The organism is Mesorhizobium sp. M1D.F.Ca.ET.231.01.1.1 (assembly GCF_003999155.2).
In the GTDB taxonomy this organism is placed as follows: Bacteria; Pseudomonadota; Alphaproteobacteria; order Rhizobiales; family Rhizobiaceae; genus Mesorhizobium.
This window is the reverse complement of the sequence record NZ_RZOZ02000005.1, coordinates 372,487-393,845: the sequence shown is the minus strand read 5'-3', so window position 1 is coordinate 393,845 and position 21,359 is coordinate 372,487. Positions and strand designations below refer to the sequence as shown.

General features: G+C 64.3%; 18 protein-coding genes. 4 read left to right on the top strand and 14 right to left on the bottom strand.

All coding sequences use genetic code 11. The features are described 5' to 3' along the window. Window positions 1-3: 3 nt before the first annotated feature. From EN874_RS16825 to EN874_RS16805, 5 genes are all read right to left on the bottom strand, one after another. Window positions 4-3,156 (bottom strand): efflux RND transporter permease subunit, encoded by a 3,153-nt coding sequence (locus tag EN874_RS16825; protein WP_127425737.1) that lies wholly within the window; start codon window positions 3,154-3,156, stop codon window positions 4-6. Beyond that, window positions 3,153-4,451 (bottom strand): efflux RND transporter periplasmic adaptor subunit, encoded by a 1,299-nt coding sequence (locus EN874_RS16820; RefSeq protein ID WP_127425736.1) that lies wholly within the window; start codon window positions 4,449-4,451, stop codon window positions 3,153-3,155. Before EN874_RS16820 ends, EN874_RS16825 begins: the two co-directional genes overlap by 4 nt. A gap of 215 nt (window positions 4,452-4,666) precedes the next feature. Further along, window positions 4,667-5,263 carry a LysE family translocator gene (locus EN874_RS16815; protein ID WP_127425735.1) on the bottom strand — a complete coding sequence of 199 codons (597 nt, stop codon included), beginning with the start codon at window positions 5,261-5,263 and terminating at the stop codon, window positions 4,667-4,669. Window positions 5,264-5,380: 117 nt separating this feature from the next. Beyond that, complete coding sequence (gene ilvN / locus EN874_RS16810; protein WP_006204962.1) at window positions 5,381-5,953, bottom strand: acetolactate synthase small subunit; 573 nt, start codon at window positions 5,951-5,953, stop codon at window positions 5,381-5,383. Window positions 5,954-6,031: 78 nt separating this feature from the next. After that, the gene (locus tag EN874_RS16805) at window positions 6,032-7,813 is read right to left on the bottom strand and encodes an acetolactate synthase 3 large subunit (RefSeq protein ID WP_127425734.1); all 1,782 of its coding nucleotides are present in this window, start codon (window positions 7,811-7,813) and stop codon (window positions 6,032-6,034) included. 455 nt (window positions 7,814-8,268) lie between these two features. On the opposite strand from EN874_RS16805, the gene EN874_RS16800 reads away from it, so the two are divergent. Further along, a complete protein-coding gene (locus tag EN874_RS16800; RefSeq protein ID WP_127425733.1) occupies window positions 8,269-10,077 on the top strand; it encodes an NAD(P)/FAD-dependent oxidoreductase in 1,809 nt (602 codons plus the stop codon). Between the two features lie 79 nt (window positions 10,078-10,156). Here EN874_RS16800 and EN874_RS16795 read toward each other — a convergent pair whose 3' ends face one another. From EN874_RS16795 to EN874_RS16785, 3 genes are read right to left on the bottom strand one after another with little or no spacing between them, the layout of a single operon-like run. Then, window positions 10,157-10,684, bottom strand: a complete 528-nt coding sequence (locus tag EN874_RS16795; RefSeq protein ID WP_127425732.1) for a GNAT family N-acetyltransferase — start codon at window positions 10,682-10,684, stop codon at window positions 10,157-10,159. A gap of 38 nt (window positions 10,685-10,722) precedes the next feature. Continuing rightward, window positions 10,723-11,031 (bottom strand): hypothetical protein, encoded by a 309-nt coding sequence (locus EN874_RS16790; protein ID WP_127425731.1) that lies wholly within the window; start codon window positions 11,029-11,031, stop codon window positions 10,723-10,725. A 4-nt stretch (window positions 11,032-11,035) separates the two neighbouring features. Continuing rightward, a complete protein-coding gene (locus tag EN874_RS16785) occupies window positions 11,036-11,602 on the bottom strand; it encodes an XRE family transcriptional regulator (protein ID WP_127425730.1) in 567 nt (188 codons plus the stop codon). A 151-nt stretch (window positions 11,603-11,753) separates the two neighbouring features. Between EN874_RS16785 and EN874_RS16780 the strand changes: the two genes are divergently transcribed. Further along, window positions 11,754-13,583: an ATP-binding protein gene (locus EN874_RS16780; protein ID WP_127425729.1), complete on the top strand. Its 1,830-nt coding sequence runs from the start codon at window positions 11,754-11,756 to the stop codon at window positions 13,581-13,583. 277 nt (window positions 13,584-13,860) lie between these two features. On the opposite strand, the gene EN874_RS16775 is transcribed toward EN874_RS16780, so the two are convergent. Beyond that, window positions 13,861-14,652 (bottom strand): GGDEF domain-containing protein, encoded by a 792-nt coding sequence (locus EN874_RS16775; RefSeq protein WP_126088543.1) that lies wholly within the window; start codon window positions 14,650-14,652, stop codon window positions 13,861-13,863. A gap of 125 nt (window positions 14,653-14,777) precedes the next feature. Further along, window positions 14,778-15,722: a tRNA (adenosine(37)-N6)-dimethylallyltransferase MiaA gene (gene miaA / locus EN874_RS16770; RefSeq protein ID WP_127425823.1), complete on the bottom strand. Its 945-nt coding sequence runs from the start codon at window positions 15,720-15,722 to the stop codon at window positions 14,778-14,780. On the opposite strand from miaA, the gene serB reads away from it, so the two are divergent. Continuing rightward, on the top strand, window positions 15,712-16,599 hold the full coding sequence (gene serB, locus EN874_RS16765; protein WP_127425728.1) for a phosphoserine phosphatase SerB: 888 nt from the start codon (window positions 15,712-15,714) through the stop codon (window positions 16,597-16,599). The two genes, miaA and serB, sit on opposite strands and share 11 nt — an antisense overlap. Next, on the top strand, window positions 16,596-17,168 hold the full coding sequence (locus EN874_RS16760; protein WP_127425727.1) for a GNAT family N-acetyltransferase: 573 nt from the start codon (window positions 16,596-16,598) through the stop codon (window positions 17,166-17,168). The genes serB and EN874_RS16760 overlap by 4 nt, the downstream gene beginning before the upstream one ends. Window positions 17,169-17,213: 45 nt before the next feature. Here EN874_RS16760 and EN874_RS16755 read toward each other — a convergent pair whose 3' ends face one another. The 4 genes from EN874_RS16755 to hflK all read right to left on the bottom strand — a co-directional run bounded on the left by EN874_RS16755 (window position 17,214) and on the right by hflK (window position 21,119). Further along, on the bottom strand, window positions 17,214-18,728 hold the full coding sequence (locus EN874_RS16755; protein ID WP_127425726.1) for a DegQ family serine endoprotease: 1,515 nt from the start codon (window positions 18,726-18,728) through the stop codon (window positions 17,214-17,216). 145 nt (window positions 18,729-18,873) lie between these two features. Next, window positions 18,874-19,059, bottom strand: a complete 186-nt coding sequence (locus EN874_RS16750; RefSeq protein WP_126088539.1) for a DUF2065 domain-containing protein — start codon at window positions 19,057-19,059, stop codon at window positions 18,874-18,876. Window positions 19,060-19,065: 6 nt separating this feature from the next. Continuing rightward, complete coding sequence (locus EN874_RS16745; RefSeq protein ID WP_127425725.1) at window positions 19,066-20,022, bottom strand: protease modulator HflC; 957 nt, start codon at window positions 20,020-20,022, stop codon at window positions 19,066-19,068. Beyond that, window positions 20,022-21,119: an FtsH protease activity modulator HflK gene (hflK, locus tag EN874_RS16740; RefSeq protein ID WP_127425724.1), complete on the bottom strand. Its 1,098-nt coding sequence runs from the start codon at window positions 21,117-21,119 to the stop codon at window positions 20,022-20,024. The genes EN874_RS16745 and hflK overlap by 1 nt, the downstream gene beginning before the upstream one ends. Window positions 21,120-21,359 lie beyond the last annotated feature (240 nt).

Sequence of the window (21,359 nt, the reverse complement as noted above, 5' to 3'; positions counted from 1 at the left end):
AGCCTACTCGGCAGCCACCTTTTTCGGTTCGGCCTCTTCCTCGAACAGCGAAGGCTGCTCGCTGCTTTCGACCGCATGCAGTGCCGGCCGGCTCTTCTTCGACGAGGAGCTGAGCAGCCAGCCGGAGAAGTTCTCGAAATAGACATAGATCACCGGCGTGACGAACAGCGTGAGCGCCTGCGAGGCGAGCAGGCCGCCGACCACGGCGACGCCGAGCGGCTGGCGCAGTTCGGCGCTGGCGCCGGTCCCGAGCGCGATCGGGAACGTGCCCATCAACGCCGCCAGCGTCGTCATCATGATCGGCCGGAAACGCATCAGGCAGGCCTTGTGGATGGACTCCTTGGCCGACAAGCCCTGACGCCTGAGCTCCAGCGCGACGTCGACCATCATGATGCCGTTCTTCTTGACGATGCCGATCAGCATCAGGATGCCGATCACCGCGATCACCGACAGATCCATGCCGGCGAGACTGAGCGCGACCACCGCCCCAAGCACCGCCGACGGCAGACCGGTGAGGATGGTGAGCGGATGGATGAAGCTCTCATAGAGCATGCCGAGGACGATGTAGATCGTCAGGATTGCGCCGCCGATCAAAAGGCCCTGGTTGGCGAGCGAGTCCTGGAAGGTCTTGGCCGTGCCGGCGAAGCTGGTCGAGATCGCCTTCGGCATGCCGATCTGCTCTTTCAGCTGGTCGATGCGGGTCACCGTGTCGCCAAGCGACACGCCCTGCGGCAGATTGTAGGAGATCGTCACCGCCGGCAGCTGGCCGAGCTGGCTGACGGTCAGCGCGCCTGCCGTGCGATCGACATGGGCGAAGGCGCCGAGCGGCACCAGGCTGCCGTTCGCTGTCCTGACCTCGATGGCCAGCATCCGCTCCGGCGACCACTCGATATTGGGATCGAGCTCGGTGATGACCTGATAGCTGTCGGCCGAACCGAAGATCGTCGAGACCTGGTCGGTGCCGAACCCGCCATAGAGGGCCGAGCGCAGCGTGCTGGTGTCGATACCGAGTTGGGCGGCCTTGTCGCGGTCGACCACCAGCGACGCCTGCAGGGCATTGTTCTGCAGATCGCTTGTGACGTCGGTGAAGGTCGTGTGGTCCGCCGCCATCGCGTCATTCAGCTTCTGCGCCCAGATATCGGTTTGGCCGGTATCCAAGCCCTGGACCACGAGTTGGTAGGCGCTGGCGGACGAGCGCGAGCCGAGCCGCAGATTCTGCACCGGCTGCATATAGGTCTCGATGCCCGCAACGCCGGCCAGCTGTCGTCTCAGATCCGCAAGCACCTTCTCGATATTGGGACGCTGATCCTTGCCCTTGAGCTGGACGAAAAGTTGCCCCTGGTTGAGCGCGTTGTTGCCGCTCCCCGCCGACCACGCGACATGGTCGACATAGGGCGAGTGCGAGAAGACGCTGGCCACTTGTCCCTGCAGCTTCGCCATGGCGTCGAACGAGATGTCCTGGCGCGCGATGGTGGTCACCGAGATCTGGCCGATGTCCTCCTGCGGGAAGAAGCCCTTCGGCGAGGCCTGGATCAGCCACACCGACGCAGCCGCCGTTCCAACGAAGACCAGGAACACCAGGAAGGTGTGGCGCAGGCAGAAGCTCAGCAGCCAGTCATATCCACGAGTCACGATGTCATGTCTGCGGCCATCGCCATGCGCCTCGCGATCGGCTTTCGTGACGGACAGCAGCCGCGAGCACAGCATCGGCGTCAGCGTCAGCGACACGAACATCGACGCCAGGATGGCGACCGTCACCACGACCGCGAATTCGTTGAAGATGCGGCCGATCACGCCGCCCATCAAAAGCACGGGAATGAACACCGCCACCAGCGAAATCGAGATCGATATGATGGTGAAGCCGATTTCGCGGGCGCCCTTCAGCGAGGCGTCGAATGCCGACAGCCCATCCTCCTCCATGTGGCGGAAGATGTTCTCCAGCATGACGATGGCGTCGTCGACGACCAGGCCGACCGCGAGCGTGAGGCCCATCAGCGAGATGTTGTCGATCGAGAAGCCGAACAGGAACATCGCGCCAAGGGTGGCGATCAGCGAGATCGGCACCGCCACCGCCGGGATGACCGTCGCGGTTATCCTGCGCAGGAACACGAAGATCACCATCACCACCAGGGCGATGGTCAAGAGCAGCGTGAACTGCACGTCGTCGACGGCCTGACGGATCGAGGTCGAGCGGTCGTTGAGCAGCTTGATGCTGGCCGCCGCCGGTATCTGGTCCTGGAAGGAGGGCAGCATCGCCTTGACCTTGTCGACGACGTCGACGGTGTTGGCGTCCGGCTGGCGCTGCACGGCCATGATGATGGCACGTGTGCCGTCGTACCAGCTTGCGGTCGTCGTGGTCTGCACCGAATCGACGACGCGGGTCACCTCGCCCAGCCGCACCGGGCGGCCGTTCTTGGCGGCGATGATCAGGTTGGAGAACTTGGCGGCGTTGACGAGCTGGGTGTTGGCGGTAATGGTGAGCTGCTGCTTGTCGTTCTGCAGCACGCCGAGCGGCGTGTTGCTGTTGGCCGACGCGATCGCCGCCTGCAGCTGATCGATCGAGATGCCGCGCGCGGCAAGCGCGGTCGGATCGATCTGGATGCGCACCGCATATTTCTGCTGGCCGAAGATCGAGACCTGTGCCACGCCGTCGATGGTCGACAGCGACGGCGAGATGACGTTTTCGGCGAAGGCGTCGAGATCGGTGAGCGGAACCGTGTCGCTGACCAGCGACATCAAAAGGATCGGCGCATCGGCGGGATTGACCTTCCGATAGCTAGGCGGCGAGGTCATCTCCGGCGGCAGTTGCCGCTGCGTGCGCGCTATCGCCGCCTGGACGTCGGCCGCGGCAGCATCGATATCGCGGTTGAGCACGAACTGGATGGCGATCGAAGTCTGGCCGAGCGAGTTGGTGGTCGAGATCGAATCGATGCCGGCAATGGTGGCGAACTGCTTGATCAGCGGCGTCGCCACCGACGTCGCCATCGTCTCCGGCGAAGCGCCGGGCAGGCTGGCAGAGACGTTGACCACCGGAAATTCGGCGCTCGGCAGCGCCGCGACCGGCAGGAACTTGTAGGCAAAGATTCCGCCCAGCACGAGGGCGAACGACATCAGCAATGTGGCGACGGGTCTGCGTATGCAGAATTCGGAAATCATGGGCGCGCCTCGCCAGCCTTGTCGCCACCACTCGCCTTGTCCGCTTCAGCGACCTTGGGGGCGGCCCGATCGGCGCCGCTGGTGGCGGGCTTGCCTTCGTGCACGGCGGCGCCGTCCTTCAGCCTGGTCTGGCCTTCGACGACGACCTTCTCGCCGCTCTTCAGCCCCTGGCTGATGGCGCTGTTCTCGCCTTCCGTCAGCGCCACCTGCACCGGCCGCATCTCCACGGTGTTGTCAGGCTTGACGACGTAGACAAACGGACCCTTCTGGCTGGGCTGCACCGCGACCGTCGGCACCGAGGTCATTTGCGGCATCGTGCCGGCGTCGATCACGACGTTCACATACTGGCCCGGCCAAAGCGAAAGGTCGGCGTTCGGTATGCTCGCGCGCGTGGCGATGGTACCGGAGGCGGTATCGACGCTGGAATCGACGAAGTCGAGCGTGCCCTTGCCGATCGGCGTCGGATCGCCGTCCTTGGTAAGCGTCACGTCCCCTTGCTGCTGGTTCGCCAGCTCCTTGTGCAGCAAGGCGAGGTTGCTTTCCGGCAAGGAGAAATTCACCTGCAGCGGGTCCATCTGCGTGATGGTGACAAGCGGCGTCGAGCTGCTCAAGTTGCCGTTGCTGGTGGTGACGAGGTCGCCGACGGAGACGTTGACCGCTCCCAGCCTGCCCGAGATGGGCGCGGTGATGGTCGCGTAGCTCAACTGGACCGTATCGGCGTCCATCGTCGCCTTGTCGGCATCGATGGTGGCGGCCGCGGCCTTTTGCGCCGCCAGCGCCTGGTCGTAGGTCTGCTGCGTGCCTGCCTGCCGGGCGACAAGATCCTTGGCGCGCTGCAGGTCGGCCTGGGCGCTCACCAGAAGCGCTTGGTCCTTCACGAGCATCGCCTGGTCCTTGGCGAGCTGGGCTTTCAGCGCGCGATCGTCGAGCGAAAAGAGGAGATCGCCGGCCTTGACCATTTGTCCGTCCTTCACCGCGATAGACACGATCTGGCTGGAGACGCGGGCGTTCACACTGACCACCGACGGCGACGAAACGAAGCCGATGGCGTAGCGGCGGATCGGAAAATCGGCGGTCGTCGCGGCTGCCGAGACGATGGAGGCCGACCGCGGGCCACCACCGCCGCCGCCCTTCGGATTGTCCGAAGCCTTCGCCGTCTTGTCCGCAGTAGCCGTGCCGGCCTGCTGGCCCGACATCAGCTGCTGGACCTTGCCCAGCGTCGCTGGCGAGAAGTAGAGGCCGGCGCCTGCGAGGCAGGCCAGCGCAACGACTGCAAGAGCGATTTTTCCGCGCATCGACACCATGCCCTCTACCAGACACGCCGAACCCGGTGGCCTTATTCTAGCTCGATTCACGGCGCCTTGCCGCGATTTTCGCCGAATAGATAGGACAAGGCCTTGGCGGAAAAGGGCCAAAACGCGGGATTACGAAGATTTAATGTGCACTGCACAATCGCTGTGCAGCCGGCCAACGTGCCGCGACGGCCCCTCGCATCAGCCCGAAACTGAGCCTAGCGCAGCATCGGCCAGAGCGTCGCTGCGAGCAGCAAACCCATGGCGATGTTGAACCATTTCAGGCGCACGGGATCCGACAGGAAGCCGCGCAGCGCGGTGCCGAACCCGGCCCAGACGGACACGCTGGGCAGGTTGACGATGGTGAAGGCGATCGAGATCAGCGCCACCGAGACGAACGGATGGTCGGGGTTGGTGTAGACGGCCATGGCGGTTATCGCCATCACCCATGCCTTGGGATTGACCCATTGGAACGCCGCAGCGTCGATGAAGCGCATCGGTCGCGCCTCCGCGCCTTTTCTATCGCTCATCGAGCGTGACATGGCGATCTTCCAGGCAAGGTAGAGCAGGTAGGCGGCGCCCGCGATTTTCAGCGCCGTATGCAGCGCCGGAAACGCCATCAGCACCGCGCCGAGCCCGAAGCCCACGGCCAGCAGCAGGACCAGAAAGCCGATGCTGATGCCGAGCATGTGCGGAACCGTCCTGGCGATACCGAAATTGACGCCGGAGGCGAGCAGCATGAGGTTGTTCGGCCCCGGCGTGATCGAAGTCACGAGGGCATAGACCAACAGGGCAAGGAATGCGTCGAGTGACATGTTATCCTCCCGGATATGTCAGTCTTATTGTCCTTTTTTGGCAGATGCGCAAAAGCCACCGACGGGCGACTGCCGGACCAGAGAGAAGATTGAGAGGGTGCGAGCGATGCTCGCCGACTACATGCCCTGCGGGCCGCGGTTCATCGCCGCCACGCCGGTGCGGCAGATCTCGACCAGGCCGAGCGGCTTCATGATGGCGATGAACTGATCGAGCTTCGAACCCTTGCCGGTGATCTCGAAGATGAAATGCTCGGTGTTGGCGTCGATGACGCTGGCGCGGAAGGCGTCTGCCAGCCTGAGCGCTTCGACCCGGCTGTCGCCGGTCCCGGCGACCTTGACCAGCGCCAGCTCGCGCTCCAGCGGCCGCTCCTGGCCAAGCTCGTGCGAGCGCACGGTGAGATCGACCACGCGGTGCACCGGCACGATTCGCTCGAGCTGATGCTTGATCTGCTCCAGCACATGCGGCGTGCCGCGCGTCACGATGGTGATGCGCGACAGGTGCTTCTCGTGCTCCGTCTCGGAGACGGTCAGGCTCTCGATGTTGTAGCCGCGCCCCGAGAAAAGACCGATGACGCGGGCAAGCACGCCCGGCTCGTTGTCGACCAGCACGGACAGCGTGTGGTTCTCTGGCTTTTCCGTTTCCTTGGCGATGAAATAGGCGGAGCCGGTCGGCTGGAGCTGTGCGTTCATGACGTGAATCTCGACTTCAAACTGTTGGATCTAATTCTCTGTTTCCACACGGCTTCCCGCCGCAAGCCCGGCTCGCGGCTACACCAGTTCCCTGCCCTTGGCGTCGATGGCGTTGGCCACCGCCTCGTCGGTCGCCTCGTCGGGCAGGAGCATCTCATTATGCGCCTTGCCGGACGGGATCATCGGGAAGCAGTTGGCCAAAGTCGCCACGCGGCAGTCGAACAGCACCGGCTTCTTCACCGAGATCATCTCCCGGATCGCGTCGTCCAGCTCGTCCGGCTTGTCGCAGCGGATGCCGTGACCGCCATAGGCTTCCGCCAGCTTGACGAAGTCCGGCATCGCCTCGGTGTAGGAATGCGACAGCCGGTTGCCGTGCAGCAGCTGCTGCCACTGGCGCACCATGCCCATATACTGGTTGTTGAGGATGAAGATCTTGATCGGCGCCTCATACTGCACCGCCGAGCTCATCTCCTGCATCGTCATCTGCACCGATGCGTCGCCGGCGATGTCGATGACGAGCGCATCCGGGTGCGCGATCTGCACGCCGAGCGCCGCCGGCAGGCCATAGCCCATCGTGCCCAGCCCGCCGGATGTCATCCAACGGTTCGGTTTGTCGAAATGGTAGTGCTGCGCCGCCCACATCTGGTGCTGGCCGACCTCGGTGGTGATGTAGGTATCCATATCCTTGGTCAGCGCATAGAGCCGCTGGATCGCATATTGCGGCATGATCACGTCGCTGTTCATCTTGTAGGCGAGCGAATCCCGTGCGCGCCATTTCGCGATCTGCTCCCACCACGGGTAGAGCGCCTTCTTGTCGGCCTTGGCGGTCGCCCGCCACAGCCGCACCAGATCCTCCAGAACCCGCCCGACATCGCCCAGGATCGGCACGTCCGCATGGACGTTCTTGTTGATCGAGGACGGATCGATATCGATGTGGATCTTCTTCGAGTTCGGCGAGAATGCGGTGAGCCGGCCGGTGATACGGTCGTCGAAGCGCGCGCCGATGCAGATCATCACGTCGCAATCATGCATGGCCATGTTGGCTTCATAGGTGCCGTGCATGCCGAGCATGCCGATCCAGTTCTTGCCTGAAGCCGGATAGGCGCCGAGCCCCATCAGCGTCGAGGTGATAGGAAAGCCGGTGAGGTCGACCAGCTCGCGCAGCAGGTGGCTGGCTTCCGAACCGGAATTGATGACGCCGCCGCCCGAATAGATGATCGGCTTCCTGGCGCCGGCCATCAGCTCGACCGCTGCCTTGACCTTTTCCAGATCGCCCTGGACCTTTGGCTGGTAGCTGGTGCGCGGTGCCGTCTGCGGCGGCACGTAGATGCCCTTGGCGAACTGCACGTCCTTCGGAATGTCGACCACGACCGGGCCGGGGCGCCCGGTGGTTGCGACATGGAAGGCTTCATGGATCGTGGCGGCGAGATCGTTGACGTCCTTCACCAGCCAGTTGTGCTTGGTGCAGGGGCGCGTGATGCCGACCGTATCGCATTCCTGGAAGGCGTCGGAGCCGATCAGCGAGGTCGGCACCTGGCCGGTGAGACACACCAGGGGAATGGAATCCATCAGCGCGTCCTGCAGCGGCGTCACCGCATTGGTGGCGCCGGGGCCGGATGTGACCAAAAGCACGCCGGCCTTGCCGGTCGAGCGCGCATAGCCTTCGGCGGCATGGCCGGCGCCCTGCTCGTGTCTGACCAGAATGTGCTCGACCTCGTCTTGTTGAAAAATTTCATCGTAGATCGGGAGAACGGCGCCGCCCGGATAGCCGAAGACATGCTTGACGCCGTTGTCCTTCAGCGCCTGCACCACCATTTCGGCGCCCGTCATTTCGCGCCGCTCGTTCTGTCCATTGCTCATCGGTCTGGTCCCGTACTGTTCGCCGCCTGGCGATTTGCTGGTCGTTTAGTTGGATTTTGGGCAATAAAAAAGGCCCCCGAGGGAGCCTGTGGGATGCGCATGGGAGGTTTTCGCCCGGCGGTTACACCACCTTGCCCACGCGCCAGCCTACGAGAATGAGTGCTGTTTTCATGGCCGCGGACAATAAGGGCCAAAGCGCGGGCTCGTCAATGGGGTGCCGCGCGAATTCACCCGCCTGTGAGATCGGCGCCCCTCGCGCTACCATAGTACAGTTGAGCACACGGGGCTGAAGCACCACTATTGCCCGGCAAAGGACGTTGCCTGCGAGGAGGACGCATGGCCGGCGAACCTCGTCGCGACGGCCAGCTTCGACGCCGTTTGGATCCTGCCGGAACCCAACTGAAAATCCTGATCGACCCCATTCTGATCGGACTCTAGCAAGCGGAGGAGAACACATGCTCGAGAGGACACCCACCACCAAGGCGCAGGCGCTGCTCGACAAATTCGGCAAGGCGCTGGAAGCCGGCGACATCGATACCGCCGTCAATTGTTTCCAGGCTGACTGCTACTGGCGCGACCTCGTGGCCTTCACCTGGAACTTGAAGACCATGGAGGGCCGCGACCAAATCCGCGACATGCTGCAGGCGACGCTCAGCAACACCAAGCCGACCGGCTGGACGGTGGCCGAGGGCGAGGAAGCGACAGAGGACGGCGGCATCATCACCGCCTGGATCACTTTCGAGACCGGCGCGGCGCGCGGCTTTGGCCTCGTGCGGTTCAACGGCGAGATGATCTGGACGCTGCTGACCACCATTGCCGAACTAAAGGGTCACGAAGAGAAAGCCGGCTTCACCCGCCCGCTCGGCGCCAAGCACGGCCACGGCAAGGGCCGCAAGACATGGCGCGAGGAGCGCGACGACGAGATCGCGGAACTCGGCCACTCGCGGCAGCCCTATGTCGTCATCATCGGTGGTGGCCAGGGCGGCATTGCGCTTGGAGCCCGGCTGAAACAGCTCGGCGTGCCGACCATCATCGTCGAGAAGAACGAGCGTCCAGGCGACTCCTGGCGCAAGCGCTACAAGTCGCTCTGCCTGCACGATCCGGTCTGGTACGATCACCTGCCCTATATCGATTTTCCGAAGAACTGGCCGGTCTTCTCGCCGAAGGACAAGATCGGCGACTGGCTGGAGATGTACACCAGGGTGATGGAGCTGAACTATTGGAGCTCCACCACCGCGAAATCCACCACATATGACGAGAAGGCCAAGGAATGGACCGTTGTCGTCGAACGCGACGGCAAGGAGATCGTGCTGAAGCCGAAGCAGCTGGTGCTGGCGACCGGCATGTCCGGCAAGGCGAACTGGCCGAAATACAAAGGCCAGGACGTCTTCAAGGGCGAGCAGCAGCATTCCTCGACGCATCCCGGTCCGGACAAATATGCCGGCAAGAAGGTCGTCGTCATCGGCTCGAACAACTCCGCGCACGACATCTGCGCGGCGCTGTGGGAAGCCGGCGCGGACGTGACCATGGTGCAGCGCTCGTCCACCCATATCGTCAAGTCCGACACGCTGATGGATATCGGCCTCGGCGCCCTCTATTCCGAGCAGGCGGTCGAGAACGGCATGACGACGCGAAAAGCGGACATGATCTTCGCTTCGCTCCCCTACCGCATCCTGCACGAGTTCCAGATTCCGCTCTACGAGCAGATGAAGGAGCGCGACGCTAAGTTCTACGAGGATCTGGAAAAGGCCGGCTTCATGCTCGATTGGGGCGACGACGGCTCGGGGCTGTTCATGAAGTATTTGCGCCGCGGTTCCGGCTATTACATCGATGTCGGCGCCTGCGATCTTGTCATCGACGGCTCGATCAAGCTGAAGAGCGGCCCGGGCGCTGCGGTGCAGGAACTTACCGAAACCGGCGTCAAATTCGTCGACGGCACCGAACTGCCGGCCGATCTGGTGATTTATGCCACCGGCTACGGCTCGATGAACGGCTGGGCCGCGGACCTCATCTCGCAGCAAGTGGCGGACAAGGTCGGCAAGGTCTGGGGCCTCGGCTCCAATACCACCAAGGATCCTGGCCCGTGGGAAGGCGAGCAGCGCAACATGTGGAAGCCGACGCAGCAGGAAGCGTTGTGGTTCCACGGCGGCAACCTGCACCAGTCCCGCCACTACTCGCAGTATCTGTCGCTGCAGCTGAAGGCCAGGCAAGTCGGCTTGCCAACGCCCGTCTATGGGCTGCAGGAGGTGCACCACAAGGCTTGAGGCCGGACGCTGTCCACAGGATGGAAGGCCGACCGCGGGCTTCCATCCTGCGTTGAGCCTCGAGCAGACCCTTCATGGGCTATCGGTCTTTCCCTATCCGCTTCCAGTAGATGAGCGTGCCGGTCAGCCCGCCATGCGGCTTGAGCGCATAGTCCGGAATCTCGCCGGTCAGCGTGAAGCCGAGTTTCTCGTAAAGGCCGGCAGCCCCTTCCTCGGCCGCGGTATCCAGCACCAGCAGGGTGCGCCCCTTCTCGACGGCCAGTTCCTCCGCCGCCCGCATCAGCCGGGTCGCGATGCCTTGGCCGCGGCGGTCGAGCCGGGTCATCAGCTTGGCGATCTCGGCGCGGTGCGGCTGGTTGGGCGGGCAGTCGAGAAGCAGCGTGACGGTGCCGACAAGCGTCTCGCCGTGCCATGCGGCCAGCACCGCCCGTTCTCCCCGCGCGGCGGCGGCCAGTGCTTTGCGCCAGAAACCATAGGCTGCGTCGGGCGACAGCGGATGCATGAAGCTCACCGATCCGCCGGCGGCGACCGTCTCGATCAGCAGGTCGGCCAGCATCCCGCTGGTTCGCGCGTCGTCGTCCAGCGCCCTGATTTCAAGGGTGTTCATGTCCATGCTCTCCAGGTGGATGAGGTGCCGGGCCGGGGTCATTCGAAATGACTGCTCGGCCTTCGGCGGCGGATCCTGCGGATTTCCGCGATGCGCTCGGCATCGTCCTCGCCGAGGTGGCGCCCGCGCTCCAGGATCTCGAGCGTGTATTCCTCATAGGTGAGGCCAAGCCGCTCGGCCCTTTCCAGCCGCATCAGCATGATGGTCTGGCTGGGTGCCTTCCAGGCCTTGTCATGAGCGGCGCGCCAGGCGAGGAAGATGTAGGCGTCGCCCTTGCCCCAGGGTGGGCCTTGATAGTCGTCGATAGGCGGCCCGCCATTGTGCGAGCGTCTCGGTCGGCGCGCCATGCGATCAGCCCCTGACAAGCGCCACCAGATACTCGGCGGCTTCCGGTCCCGGGGCATGGAATGTGCAGTCCGACGGAGCGCCGAGCGCCAGGCAATCGCCGGGTTCCAGCCTATGCACGACATCGCCTTCGGTGAAGTCGAGGCGGCCGCCGATAAGCCATATCTGCTGCTTGATGAAGGCATAGGACGCTGCCGGGAAATCGACCTTGGCGCCTGCCGGCAAGCTGACCCGGATCAGTTCGAGCGGCATTTGCGTCGCCGGCGACAGGTGCCGCCTCACATAGCCCGTCGCCGGATCCTGCCAGACCGGCTGCTCATCCTTGCGGCAGACACCGCCACCCTGCATTTCGGCACGGGCGATCAATGTCGACAGCGTCATGCCGAAAGCCGACGCGATGCGCACGAGGAGCGCCGCGGTTGGACTTGTCATGCCGCGCTCGATCGCGCTCAGCATCGCCTTGGAAACAGCCGACCGCTCGGCCAGCTCCGCCAGCGACCATCCCCGCAAGTCCCGTTCGGAGCGTATCCGCCTGCCGATCGTGGATGTGATGTCATTCGATATATCAGCCATTCGTCCAATATATCGAAAATCAGCAATAGCGAAAGGTGCTATTCGATCGAATTTTCGCGACGGCCTTAACAGGCCCTACACCATCCGACCTCACCCGACTTTAACCCCGATTGGATAGGTTTGGCCTCGAGGGGAATGGGACAGGTCACCGATGTTTGTTGAACGCGAAGCCTCCGTTGGAGAGCCGACCTCGCAGGAGCGCCGCGACGCCCAGCAGAGCGACAAGCGCATTCTTGGCAATGTCGTGCAATGCGACGGCGCGCGTGCCACCATCAGTGCCTATGCCGAGGATGCCGAAGGCACGGTCACCGGCCTTTGGACCGTCGGCAAGATGATCTCCATCAATCTCGGCGGGACCCGCACCGTTGGCCTTGTCTATGCGATCGGCAAGTCTGACCGCGTCTGGAGCAACGAGGGCCAGAACGCGATCGAGGTCAGCATCGAACTGATCGGCGAGGTACGCGACGGCGCCGAGCCTGGCGCCAAGCCCGTCTTCGATCGCGGCATCACCACCTATCCGCATATCGGCGCCGTTGCCCATCGCATCCGCAGCCGCGACCTGCAGGCCGTCTACGATCTCGCCGGCCGCCATTCGATCACCATCGGCACGCTGTCCCAGGACGAGGCGATCGACGCCAACATCGCCATCGACGACACGCTGGCGCGCCATTTCGCCGTTGTCGGCACGACCGGCGTCGGCAAATCCACGGCTGTCTCGCTGCTTCTGCGCAAGTCGATCGAGGCCCGGCCCGATCTGCGCGTGCTGATCCTCGATCCGCACAACGAGTTTGCCGCCTCGCTTCCGGAACATTGCGTGAAGGTCGATTCCAAGACGCTCGACCTGCCGTTCTGGATGTTCAGGCTGGAGGAATTCGCCGAGGTTCTGTTTCGTGGGCGCGAGACCGTGCCGGAGGAAGTCGACGTCCTGCGCGACCTCATCCCCGCCGCCAAGAATCTCTACCGCAACCCGAGTTCCGGCTCGTACGTCAGGCGCGGCAGCGATGCGCTGACGGCGGACACACCGGTACCTTACCGCATCGCCGATCTCCTCAAGCAGATCGACGAGCGCATGGGTCTCCTGGAGAGCAAGAACGATCGCCCGACGTTGAAGTCGCTGAGGACGCGCATCGAATCGGCCGCGGCCGACCCGCGCTACCGTTTCATGTTCAATTCGCGGCTGATCGAGGACACCATCCACGAGACCATCGGCAACATCTTCCGCGTGCCGAACCATGGGCGTCCGGTGACCTGTTTCGAGATGGCGGGCATGCCGTCCGAGGTCGTCAACTCCGTCTGCTCGGTGCTGGCGCGTCTCGCCTTCGACCTTGCGCTCTGGAGCGAGGGCCGGCTGCGGCTACTTCTGCTGTGCGAGGAGGCGCACCGCTACATGCCCGCCGATCCGCGCCTCGGCTTCGCGCCGACCAGGCACGCCTTGTCGCGCATCGCCAAGGAAGGCCGCAAATATGGCTGCTACCTCGGCGTCGTCACCCAGCGTCCGGGCGAGCTCGATCCGACCATCCTGTCGCAATGCTCGACCTTCTTCGCCATGCGGCTCGCCAACGAGCAGGACCAGGCGATCATACGCTCGGCGATCGCTGATTCCTCGGCCTCGACGCTGGCGTTCCTGTCCTCCATGGGCCAGCGCGAGGCAATCGCCTTCGGCGAAGGCGTGGCGACGACCATGCGGCTCAAATTCGAGAAATTGTCCCGCGAATTCATACCTGGAACGGCCAAGCGCGAGCAGACCCTGCCCGCGGAAGCCGGCGACGATGTCGATCTCGCGGGAATTGTCGAACGGCTGCGCAACGTGCCGAAGCCGCAGCAGGCGATGGCCTTTGCCGAGGTGGTGGATTCCGCCCGTCAGGCTGGCGACCCGGACTATCGCAAGCCACCCGCGCCGCGTGCACAGCCGGACGATGATTTCGACCTGCGCTATGGCCTGAAGCCCTCGACCTTCGGCATGCGCCAGCAGAACGACTGATCCCCAGACTTTGCCGTCGTCCCGGTCGAAACCACGGCAGAATTGCCTCTCTGCTTGTCGGCCAACGTGGGTAAATCCCGTCACGGAACTCGTCAGGCCGAGCCGGATGGTGCCGCTTTCGAGAACCGGAGCGAAGCGGACATAAAGTCCATGAGCACCGGTCTACGCCGGCCGTAGCCTTAACTGCCACGACCACCATGAGTGCTTCGGCCGGCGAAGGCCGGAAGCGCAGAAAACGGCGGCATACGGCCGGCATCACGAATTCAGTGATGGGATTTTAGGCGCAGACGCGGTTGCGGCCCTGCTTCTTCGCCTCATAGAGCTGCCGGTCGGCGCGGCGGTAGAAGTCCTCGGCGCTCTCCTTGCGGTCCCAGACCGCAAGGCCGACGCTGGTGGTGACTTTCAGCCGCACATTGCCCGACAGGATGGACATGTTGGCGATAGCCTTGCGGATGCGCTCGGCGAACCGGGCGAGCAGTTCCGCGTCCATGTTGGGCGTGACGACGGCAAACTCCTCGCCGCCAAGCCTCGCCACCACATCGTGATAGCGCGTCATGCCGCGCACGCATTGCGCGACGGCACGCAGGACCTCGTCGCCGACATCGTGACCATGCGTGTCGTTGACTTGCTTGAAATGATCGAGGTCGAGGATCATCAGGCCCACCGGCTTGTCGATGCGGCCGAACTCGTCGAGATATTCCCGCAGGGCGTCGTCGAAGTAGCGGCGGTTCTGCATGCCGGTCAGGCCGTCGGTGAGCGCCGCCTGCTCCAGCGTCTGCGAACGGGCGCTCAGCGACACGGTCATGGCGCGCAGCTTGCCCTCTTCCCGCACCTGGCCGCGGATCAGCGGGTAAATGAAGAAGATCCCGAAGAACAAGGCGGCGGCCAGCAGCGCGCCGGTCACGAACAGCAGTTTATTGAGATAGACTATTCTTTCGAGACGCGACGCGGTGTCGAGATCGGTCGCGATGTCCTGCAACTGGCCATAGGCGTGGAAGGTCACGAGGCCCGCGGCCAGGATGACGAAAATAAAGACAAAGAATGCGGATTCCGCCTTGTGAAAACGCATAACTCCCCGCGGGACTGCGACCCATAGTCGTTATGGCATGCGCCGCCTTACGGACCGTTAACCGGAGCAACCGCGACGGGAAGCTGCGCTCGACACTTTAAGCCTCTGATTGAATTAGCAACCTGTCAGTCCGAGACTGGCGGGCCATCGCCCGGGCGGAGCCTTTTCCACTCCGGTCCCAGCTGGTGCCTGAACCAGGTCGTCTGACGTTTGGCATATTGGCGCGTTGCGATCTTGGCCCGCTCGATCGCTTCGGGAAAGCTGATCTGCCCGGCCAAGGCGCCCTGCAGCTCTCGGACCCCGATGGCCTTCATTGCCGGCAGGTTCGGAGCGAGGTCGAGCGCCATCAGCTGCCTGACCTCGTCGAGCGCGCCTTTGTCGAGCATATCGTCGAAGCGTGCCTCGATGCGCGCGACGAGCTCGCCGCGATCCGGTTCGATCACCAGGAAGCGCGCGCTGTCGCGGTCGACAAGCGGCTGGCCGCGCGCCGCCTGCCAGTCGAGGATCGATCGTCCCGAGGCGTCGAGCACCTCGAGCGCCCTCACGATGCGCTGGCCGTCGGTTGGCCTGAGCTGCATGGCGACGGCCGAGTCCTCGTGCATCAGAATGCGATGCAGCCGTTCGGCCCCTTGTTCCTTGAGCTCGTAGCGCCAGCGCTCGCGCACCGATGGCGGAATGTCGGGCATGTCCGAGATGCCTTCGGCCAAAGCGCGGAAATAGAGCCCGGTGCCGCCGACGAAGACGGCCGGCCGCCCGGACAAAGCGCCTTCCTCGATAAGCCGGGTAACGTCGCGCAGCCAGGCGCCGGTGGAGTAGGCTGTCGAAGGATGCACATGGCCGTAGAGGAAATGCGGCACGCGTGCCATCTCCTCGACGCTTGGACGCGCCGTCAGCACGTCGAGCACCGAATAGCCCTGCATGGAATCGGTGTTGACGATGACGCCGCCCTGGCGTTCGGCGAGATCGAGCGCCAGCGCCGACTTGCCGCTGGCGGTCGGCCCGGCTATCAGGATCGCGTTCTTCACGCGGCCTTCGCCCGCCTGCCTGCCGGAATTTTCGATGCCGCTGATCGCCACGCTTGTTTCCCGTCCCAAAGACCGCGCTGTGTCGGCCTCGCTTGCGAGTATGGCCTCGCATGCGGCCGGCGCAAGCGCCCTTCACTGGCTGGCCGAAGATGTCGCCTGCGATCTGGTTTTGCCGGAGACGCCCGATGTCGGCGAATTGACGGCCAACCTGCGCGCGGCACTGGCCTCCGAACCGGTCGACATCATCGTCCAGCCGGCTGAGGGCAGGAGAAAGAAGATCCTGCTTGCCGACATGGATTCGACCATGATCGACCAGGAATGCATCGACGAGCTCGCCGACGAGATCGGCGTCAAGGCGCATGTCGCGGCGATCACCGCGCGGTCGATGAATGGCGAGATCGCCTTCGAGCCCGCCCTGCGCGAGCGCGTCGCCTTGCTAAAGGGCCTCGACACGGCAGTGGTCGACCGCATCATCGCCAAGCGGCTGACGCTGGCCGCCGGCGGCCGCGCGCTGGTGCAGACGATGCGCGCCAACGGCGCCTGGACGGCACTCGTCTCCGGTGGTTTCGACGTCTTCACCAGCCGCATTGCCGCCTTGCTCGGCTTCCAGGAGAACCGCGCCAACCGGCTGATCGAGGAAGACGGCAAGTTCACCGGCACGGTGGCCGAGCCGATCCTCGGCCGCGCCGCCAAGGCGGAGGCGCTGCTCGACATCGCGGCAAGGCTTGGCTTGGCGACGGCCGACGCGATTGCCGTCGGCGACGGCGCCAACGACCTCGACATGATCCGCCTTGCCGGTACAGGTGTCGCCCTCCACGCCAAGCCGGCGGTGGCGGAACAGGCGCGGATCCGCATCGATCATGGCGACCTGACTGCGCTGCTCTACCTCCAGGGCTATCGCCAGGAGGATTTCACGCAATGAAGCCGATCCGCACCGGGCGTCTCATCCTGCGCAACTGGGAAGAGCGCGACCGCGCGCTGTTCCATCGCATCAATTCCGATGAGCGCGTGATGGAGTTCTTCCCGTTCCGCCGCGACCGCGCCGCGGCCGACGCCAAGATGGATGAGTTCCGCGTCTGGATCGACGACGACGGCTATGGCTTCGCCGCGGCCGAGATCGCCGCCACCGGCGAGTGCATCGGCTTCGTCGGTCTCCTGGATACGGATGATGTGCCATCGCTGCCGGACGGCACGATCGAGATCGGCTGGCGGCTGGCGCCCGAATTCTGGGGCAATGGCTATGTCACCGAGGCAGCGGAAGCCTGGTTTGCCTACGGCTTCGAAACGCTGAAGGTGGAGGAGATCGTCTCCTTCGCCGTCGCCGAAAACCATCGCTCCATCGCCGTCATGAAACGCCTCGGCATGCGCGTCGACCCGGCCGGCGACTTCGACCACCCCGCGGTTCCGGACGGCCACCCGCATCTCAAGCGGCATGTGCTGTACAGGCTGTCGCGCGAGGACTGGCAGGCGCGAAAAAGGGCGGCTCTTTAGCCGCCCTTTTTCTTGCAACTCAGTCAGCTAGGCGATTTTCCGGACTCAGTCCATCCGGATCGTCACGAAGCGGAGTTCGCCTGTCTTCGAAGCCAGCATCAGCAGCGCGTTCTTGCGGCCCTGCTCCTTGAGCGCGCCGATCCGGTCCATGACGTCCTTCGGCGTTCCGACCGATTCCTGCGCGATCTCGGTGATCACCTCGCCCGGCTGGATGCCGCGCTCGGCTGCCGCCGAATCCTTGGCGACGTCGGTGATGACCACGCCCGAAACGTCGGCCGCGATACCGAACTTCTGCCTGGTCTGGTCATTGAGCTCGCCGACGGTCATGCCGAGCACCGAAGCCGTGGACACCGGAGCCGCCTTGTCGCCCTTTTCCTGGTCGGTGGTGCCGTTCTCGCCGCTGGCCAGCTTCTCGCCGTCCTCGAGCCGGCCGAGCGTCACCTTCACAGTCTGCTCGACACCCTTGCGCACGATCACCACGTCGACCGCCTTGCCGACCGGGCTTTCGGCCACCACGCGCGGCAGGTCGCGCATTTCGTGGATGTCCTTGCCGTCGAACTTGATGATGACGTCGCCCGCCTGCACCGAACCATTGTCGACCGGACCGCCCTTGATGACGCCGGCCACCAGCGCGCCCTTGGCGGTCGCCATGCCGAGGCTCTCGGCGATGTCGTCCGTCACCGGCTGGATGCGAACGCCAAGCCAGCCGCGCCGCGTCTCGCCATATTGACGGAGCTGGTCGACCACGCCCGCCGCGAGCTGCGAGGGAATGGAGAAACCGATGCCGATCGAGCCGCCCGAGGGCGAGATGATCGCCGTGTTGATGCCGATGACCTCGCCCTCGGCATTGAACAGCGGGCCGCCGGAATTGCCGCGGTTGATGGCGGCGTCGGTCTGGATGAAGTCGTCATAGGGGCCGGAATTGATGTCGCGGTTGCGCGCCGAGACGATGCCGACCGTGACCGTGCCGCCGAGGCCGAACGGGTTGCCGATCGCCATCACCCAGTCGCCCACGCGCATCTTGGTGGAATCGCCAAATTTCACCGCCGTCAGCTTGTGGCCCTTCGGATCGACCTTCAGCACCGCGACGTCGGTCTTGGTGTCGGTGCCGACAAGCGTCGCCTTCAGCGTCACGCCGTCGGAGAAATTGACCTCGATGTCGTCGGCGTCGGCAATCACATGGTTGTTGGTCACCACGATGCCCTGCTCGGCGTCGATGACAAAGCCGGAGCCCAGCGACTGCACCTTCTGCCCGCCGCCGCCCTTGTCACCGCCGCGGTTCTTGAAGAAGTCGTCGAAAAAGTCCTGGAAGGGCGAGCCTTCGGGAAGTTGCGGCATCGGCACCGCGCCCGGCCCCTCGGTGCCTTTCACCGTTTGCGAGGTCGAGATGTTGACCACTGCGCCGAGCAGGCGTTGGGCAAGATCGGCGACGGAAGGCGGCCCGTCGGAAGCGACGGTGGGCGTGACGAAAGACGGGACGGCAACCATGCCGACGACGAATGCGGTGGCGCCGGCGAAAAGCGTACGCCGCGCCGCGCGCAACAGAGTGTCGGATATCATCGTGGCCTCCCGGTGGTTCTGAAAAGGAAAAGCGCATCCGCAACGGCGCCAGTCCAAGTCATGTTGGCAAGAATTAAGGCACGTTTGCGGCCATAGCTATCGGCGGAGGATAAATCGTCAATCGCTTCGCCACCAAGGAATTTCATCAGCCCCGGACCAGCCAGACGATGCCGACGCCGACGCCGATCGCTACCAGTCCGCCGATCCGCAGCACATTCTCAGGCATCGACAGCACTTCCGTGGCGAGTTTCCGGGCCAGGGCCGGAAACCCGCCATAGACCAAGCCCTCGATGACGAGGACCAGGCCGACCGCTGCCAGGAAATCCTGCACCGCCCGCTACTGGACGATGCCGGGTTGTGTCGCAGGCGCCGCAGGTGCTGTCGCAGGCGCGGCCGGTGCCGGTCCGGGGGCGGGCTTGCTGTCCGGATTGCGGAAGTAGCGGAAAAACTCCGACTCGGGCGACAGCACCATGGTGGTCCCGCTGTTGTCCAGCGCGGTGCCATAGGCATTCATCGAGCGATAGAAATCGAAGAAGGCCGGGTCCCTCTTGTAGGCATCCGCGAAGGTGGCGCTGCGCTGCGCCTCGCCTTCGCCGCGCAGGATTTCCGATTCCTTCTGCGCCTCGGCGACGATCTCGACGACTTCGCGATCGGCCCGAGCCCTGATGCGTTGCGCCGCCTCGTTGCCGCGCGCTCTCAGCCGCTCGGCTTCAGCCAGACGCTCGGCCTTCATGCGGTCGTAGGTCTGCTGCGAGACTTCCGCCGTCAGATCCGTCCGGCGGATGCGCACATCCTCGATGTCGAGACCGAGCGACGTCGCATCCGGACGGAGCTGGTCGCGCACCTCGCGCATCATGACGCCACGTTCCTCGGAAAGTGCGGCCTCGAAGTCGCGCAGACCGTAGACCCGGCGCAGCGCCGCATCGAGACGCGTCTTCAGCCGGGCTTCGGCGAGTTCCACCTGCCCCGACACCGCCGCACGGAAGGTGCGCGGATCCGAAATGCGGTAGGCGATGAAGGCGTCGACCTCGTAGAACTTGCCGCCGGAGACCTGGACGCGGATGTTGTCGAGGTCGAAGCGCATCACTTTTTTCTCGATTGTCTGAACGCTGTCGGCGTCGAAAAAGGCGAATGGCGCCTTGAAGTAGATGCCCGGCTCGGTCTTGACGTCGATGATCTCGCCGAACCTGAGCACGATCGCCTGCTCGCCCGCCTTGACGACGAAAACCGACGAATAGAGCAGGAACAGAAGGACGGCCGCGATGACCGCGATGATGGGAAGACGGTTGGCCATCACTGGTTACCTCCCAGCACCGGCGCCGGCGGCGCCTTCGGCTGCAGTGCCGGCAGCGGCAGATACGGAAGCACACCTTGCCCGTTTCCCTGCTCGACGACGACCTTGTTCGAGTCCTTCAGGATCCTCTCCATCGTTTCCAGATAAAGGCGCTTGCGCGTCACGTCGGGCGCCTTGGCGTATTCGTTGTAGACGGAGATGAAGCGCTGCGCCTCACCTTCGGCTTCCTGCACGACGCGGTTCTTGTAGGCGGCGGCATCCTCGCGGATCTGTGCCGCCTGGCCGCGCGCCTGGCCGAGCTTCTGGTTGGAATACTGATTGGCCTGCTCGACGAACTTGTCCTCGTCCTGTTCGGCGCGCTGCACCTCGTCGAAGGCGTCGGCGACCTCGCGCGGGGGTGCCGCGTCCTCAATGGAGATCGCGTTGACTTGCAGACCGGTCTTGTAGCCGTCGAGCGTGTTCTGGACGATCTCGCGCACCGAAGTGGCGATACCCTGCCGATCGTCGCGGAAAATATCCTGCGCCGGGCGCCGGCCGACGACCTCGCGCATGGCGCTCTCGGCCACCTGCGTCAGCATGCCGTCGGGATCGGAGACATCGAACAGATAGGCCCGTGGATCGGAAACCTGATAGGCGACCGAGAACTGCACGTTGACGATATTCTGGTCACCGGAGAGCATCAGCCCGGAACCGCTGCTCGATCCGCCGCCGATGCTGACGAGTTGCTCGGAGATCTTTGCCGTTTCGACAGTTTCGATCGGCCACCAGTGGAAATGCAGGCCGGGCTGCGAGAGTTCCGGCTTGGGCTTGCCGAAGCGCAATTCGACGGCAACCTCGTCAGGCTGCACGGTATAGATCGCCTTGAAGGCCCAAAGCGCGACGAGCGCGAGCGCGATCAGCCCGAGGACCGCGGGGCTCGCGCCGCCGCCGCCCGGAAGCGCGCGCCGCAGCCTGTCCTGGCCGCGGCGGATGATGTCCTCGAGATCGGGAGGCGAACCCTGCGGGCCGCTCGGCCCCCTCGGCCCCTGCCCCCAGGGTCCCTGATTGCCGCCGCCGCCCCATGGGCCGCCGCCACCGCTCTTGTCGTTCCAGGGCATGAATGTCCTTTCGCTTCGGTTCCCTCGGGCCTTGCGGCGCAATCCTAACGCATGACCCCGAAATCCGGTATCGGTTTTCGGAAAGGAATCATGCGCCAAATCAAAGTTTTACAGCGGCCTTTTGCGGGTCCGGTTGGGCGCGCGGCGCTGTACTGTCGTTCTTCTATAGGGACGCCGTGACGCGCTTTCAACGCGGTCCGCCGCACGCGCCGTCCGATTTGGCCCGGCAGCGACCCTTTG

Coding starts and splice junctions, on each gene's coding strand:
- EN874_RS16825 (WP_127425737.1), bottom strand. CDS start 3,156: ATGATTTCCGAATTCTGCATACGCAGACCCGTCGCCACATTGCTGATG.
- EN874_RS16820 (WP_127425736.1), bottom strand. CDS start 4,451: ATGCGCGGAAAAATCGCTCTTGCAGTCGTTGCGCTGGCCTGCCTCGCA.
- EN874_RS16815 (WP_127425735.1), bottom strand. CDS start 5,263: ATGTCACTCGACGCATTCCTTGCCCTGTTGGTCTATGCCCTCGTGACT.
- ilvN (WP_006204962.1), bottom strand. CDS start 5,953: ATGAACGCACAGCTCCAGCCGACCGGCTCCGCCTATTTCATCGCCAAG.
- EN874_RS16805 (WP_127425734.1), bottom strand. CDS start 7,813: ATGAGCAATGGACAGAACGAGCGGCGCGAAATGACGGGCGCCGAAATG.
- EN874_RS16800 (WP_127425733.1), top strand. CDS start 8,269: ATGCTCGAGAGGACACCCACCACCAAGGCGCAGGCGCTGCTCGACAAA.
- EN874_RS16795 (WP_127425732.1), bottom strand. CDS start 10,684: ATGAACACCCTTGAAATCAGGGCGCTGGACGACGACGCGCGAACCAGC.
- EN874_RS16790 (WP_127425731.1), bottom strand. CDS start 11,031: ATGGCGCGCCGACCGAGACGCTCGCACAATGGCGGGCCGCCTATCGAC.
- EN874_RS16785 (WP_127425730.1), bottom strand. CDS start 11,602: ATGGCTGATATATCGAATGACATCACATCCACGATCGGCAGGCGGATA.
- EN874_RS16780 (WP_127425729.1), top strand. CDS start 11,754: ATGTTTGTTGAACGCGAAGCCTCCGTTGGAGAGCCGACCTCGCAGGAG.
- EN874_RS16775 (WP_126088543.1), bottom strand. CDS start 14,652: ATGCGTTTTCACAAGGCGGAATCCGCATTCTTTGTCTTTATTTTCGTC.
- serB (WP_127425728.1), top strand. CDS start 15,712: ATGCCGCTGATCGCCACGCTTGTTTCCCGTCCCAAAGACCGCGCTGTG.
- EN874_RS16760 (WP_127425727.1), top strand. CDS start 16,596: ATGAAGCCGATCCGCACCGGGCGTCTCATCCTGCGCAACTGGGAAGAG.
- EN874_RS16755 (WP_127425726.1), bottom strand. CDS start 18,728: ATGATATCCGACACTCTGTTGCGCGCGGCGCGGCGTACGCTTTTCGCC.
- EN874_RS16745 (WP_127425725.1), bottom strand. CDS start 20,022: ATGGCCAACCGTCTTCCCATCATCGCGGTCATCGCGGCCGTCCTTCTG.
- hflK (WP_127425724.1), bottom strand. CDS start 21,119: ATGCCCTGGAACGACAAGAGCGGTGGCGGCGGCCCATGGGGCGGCGGC.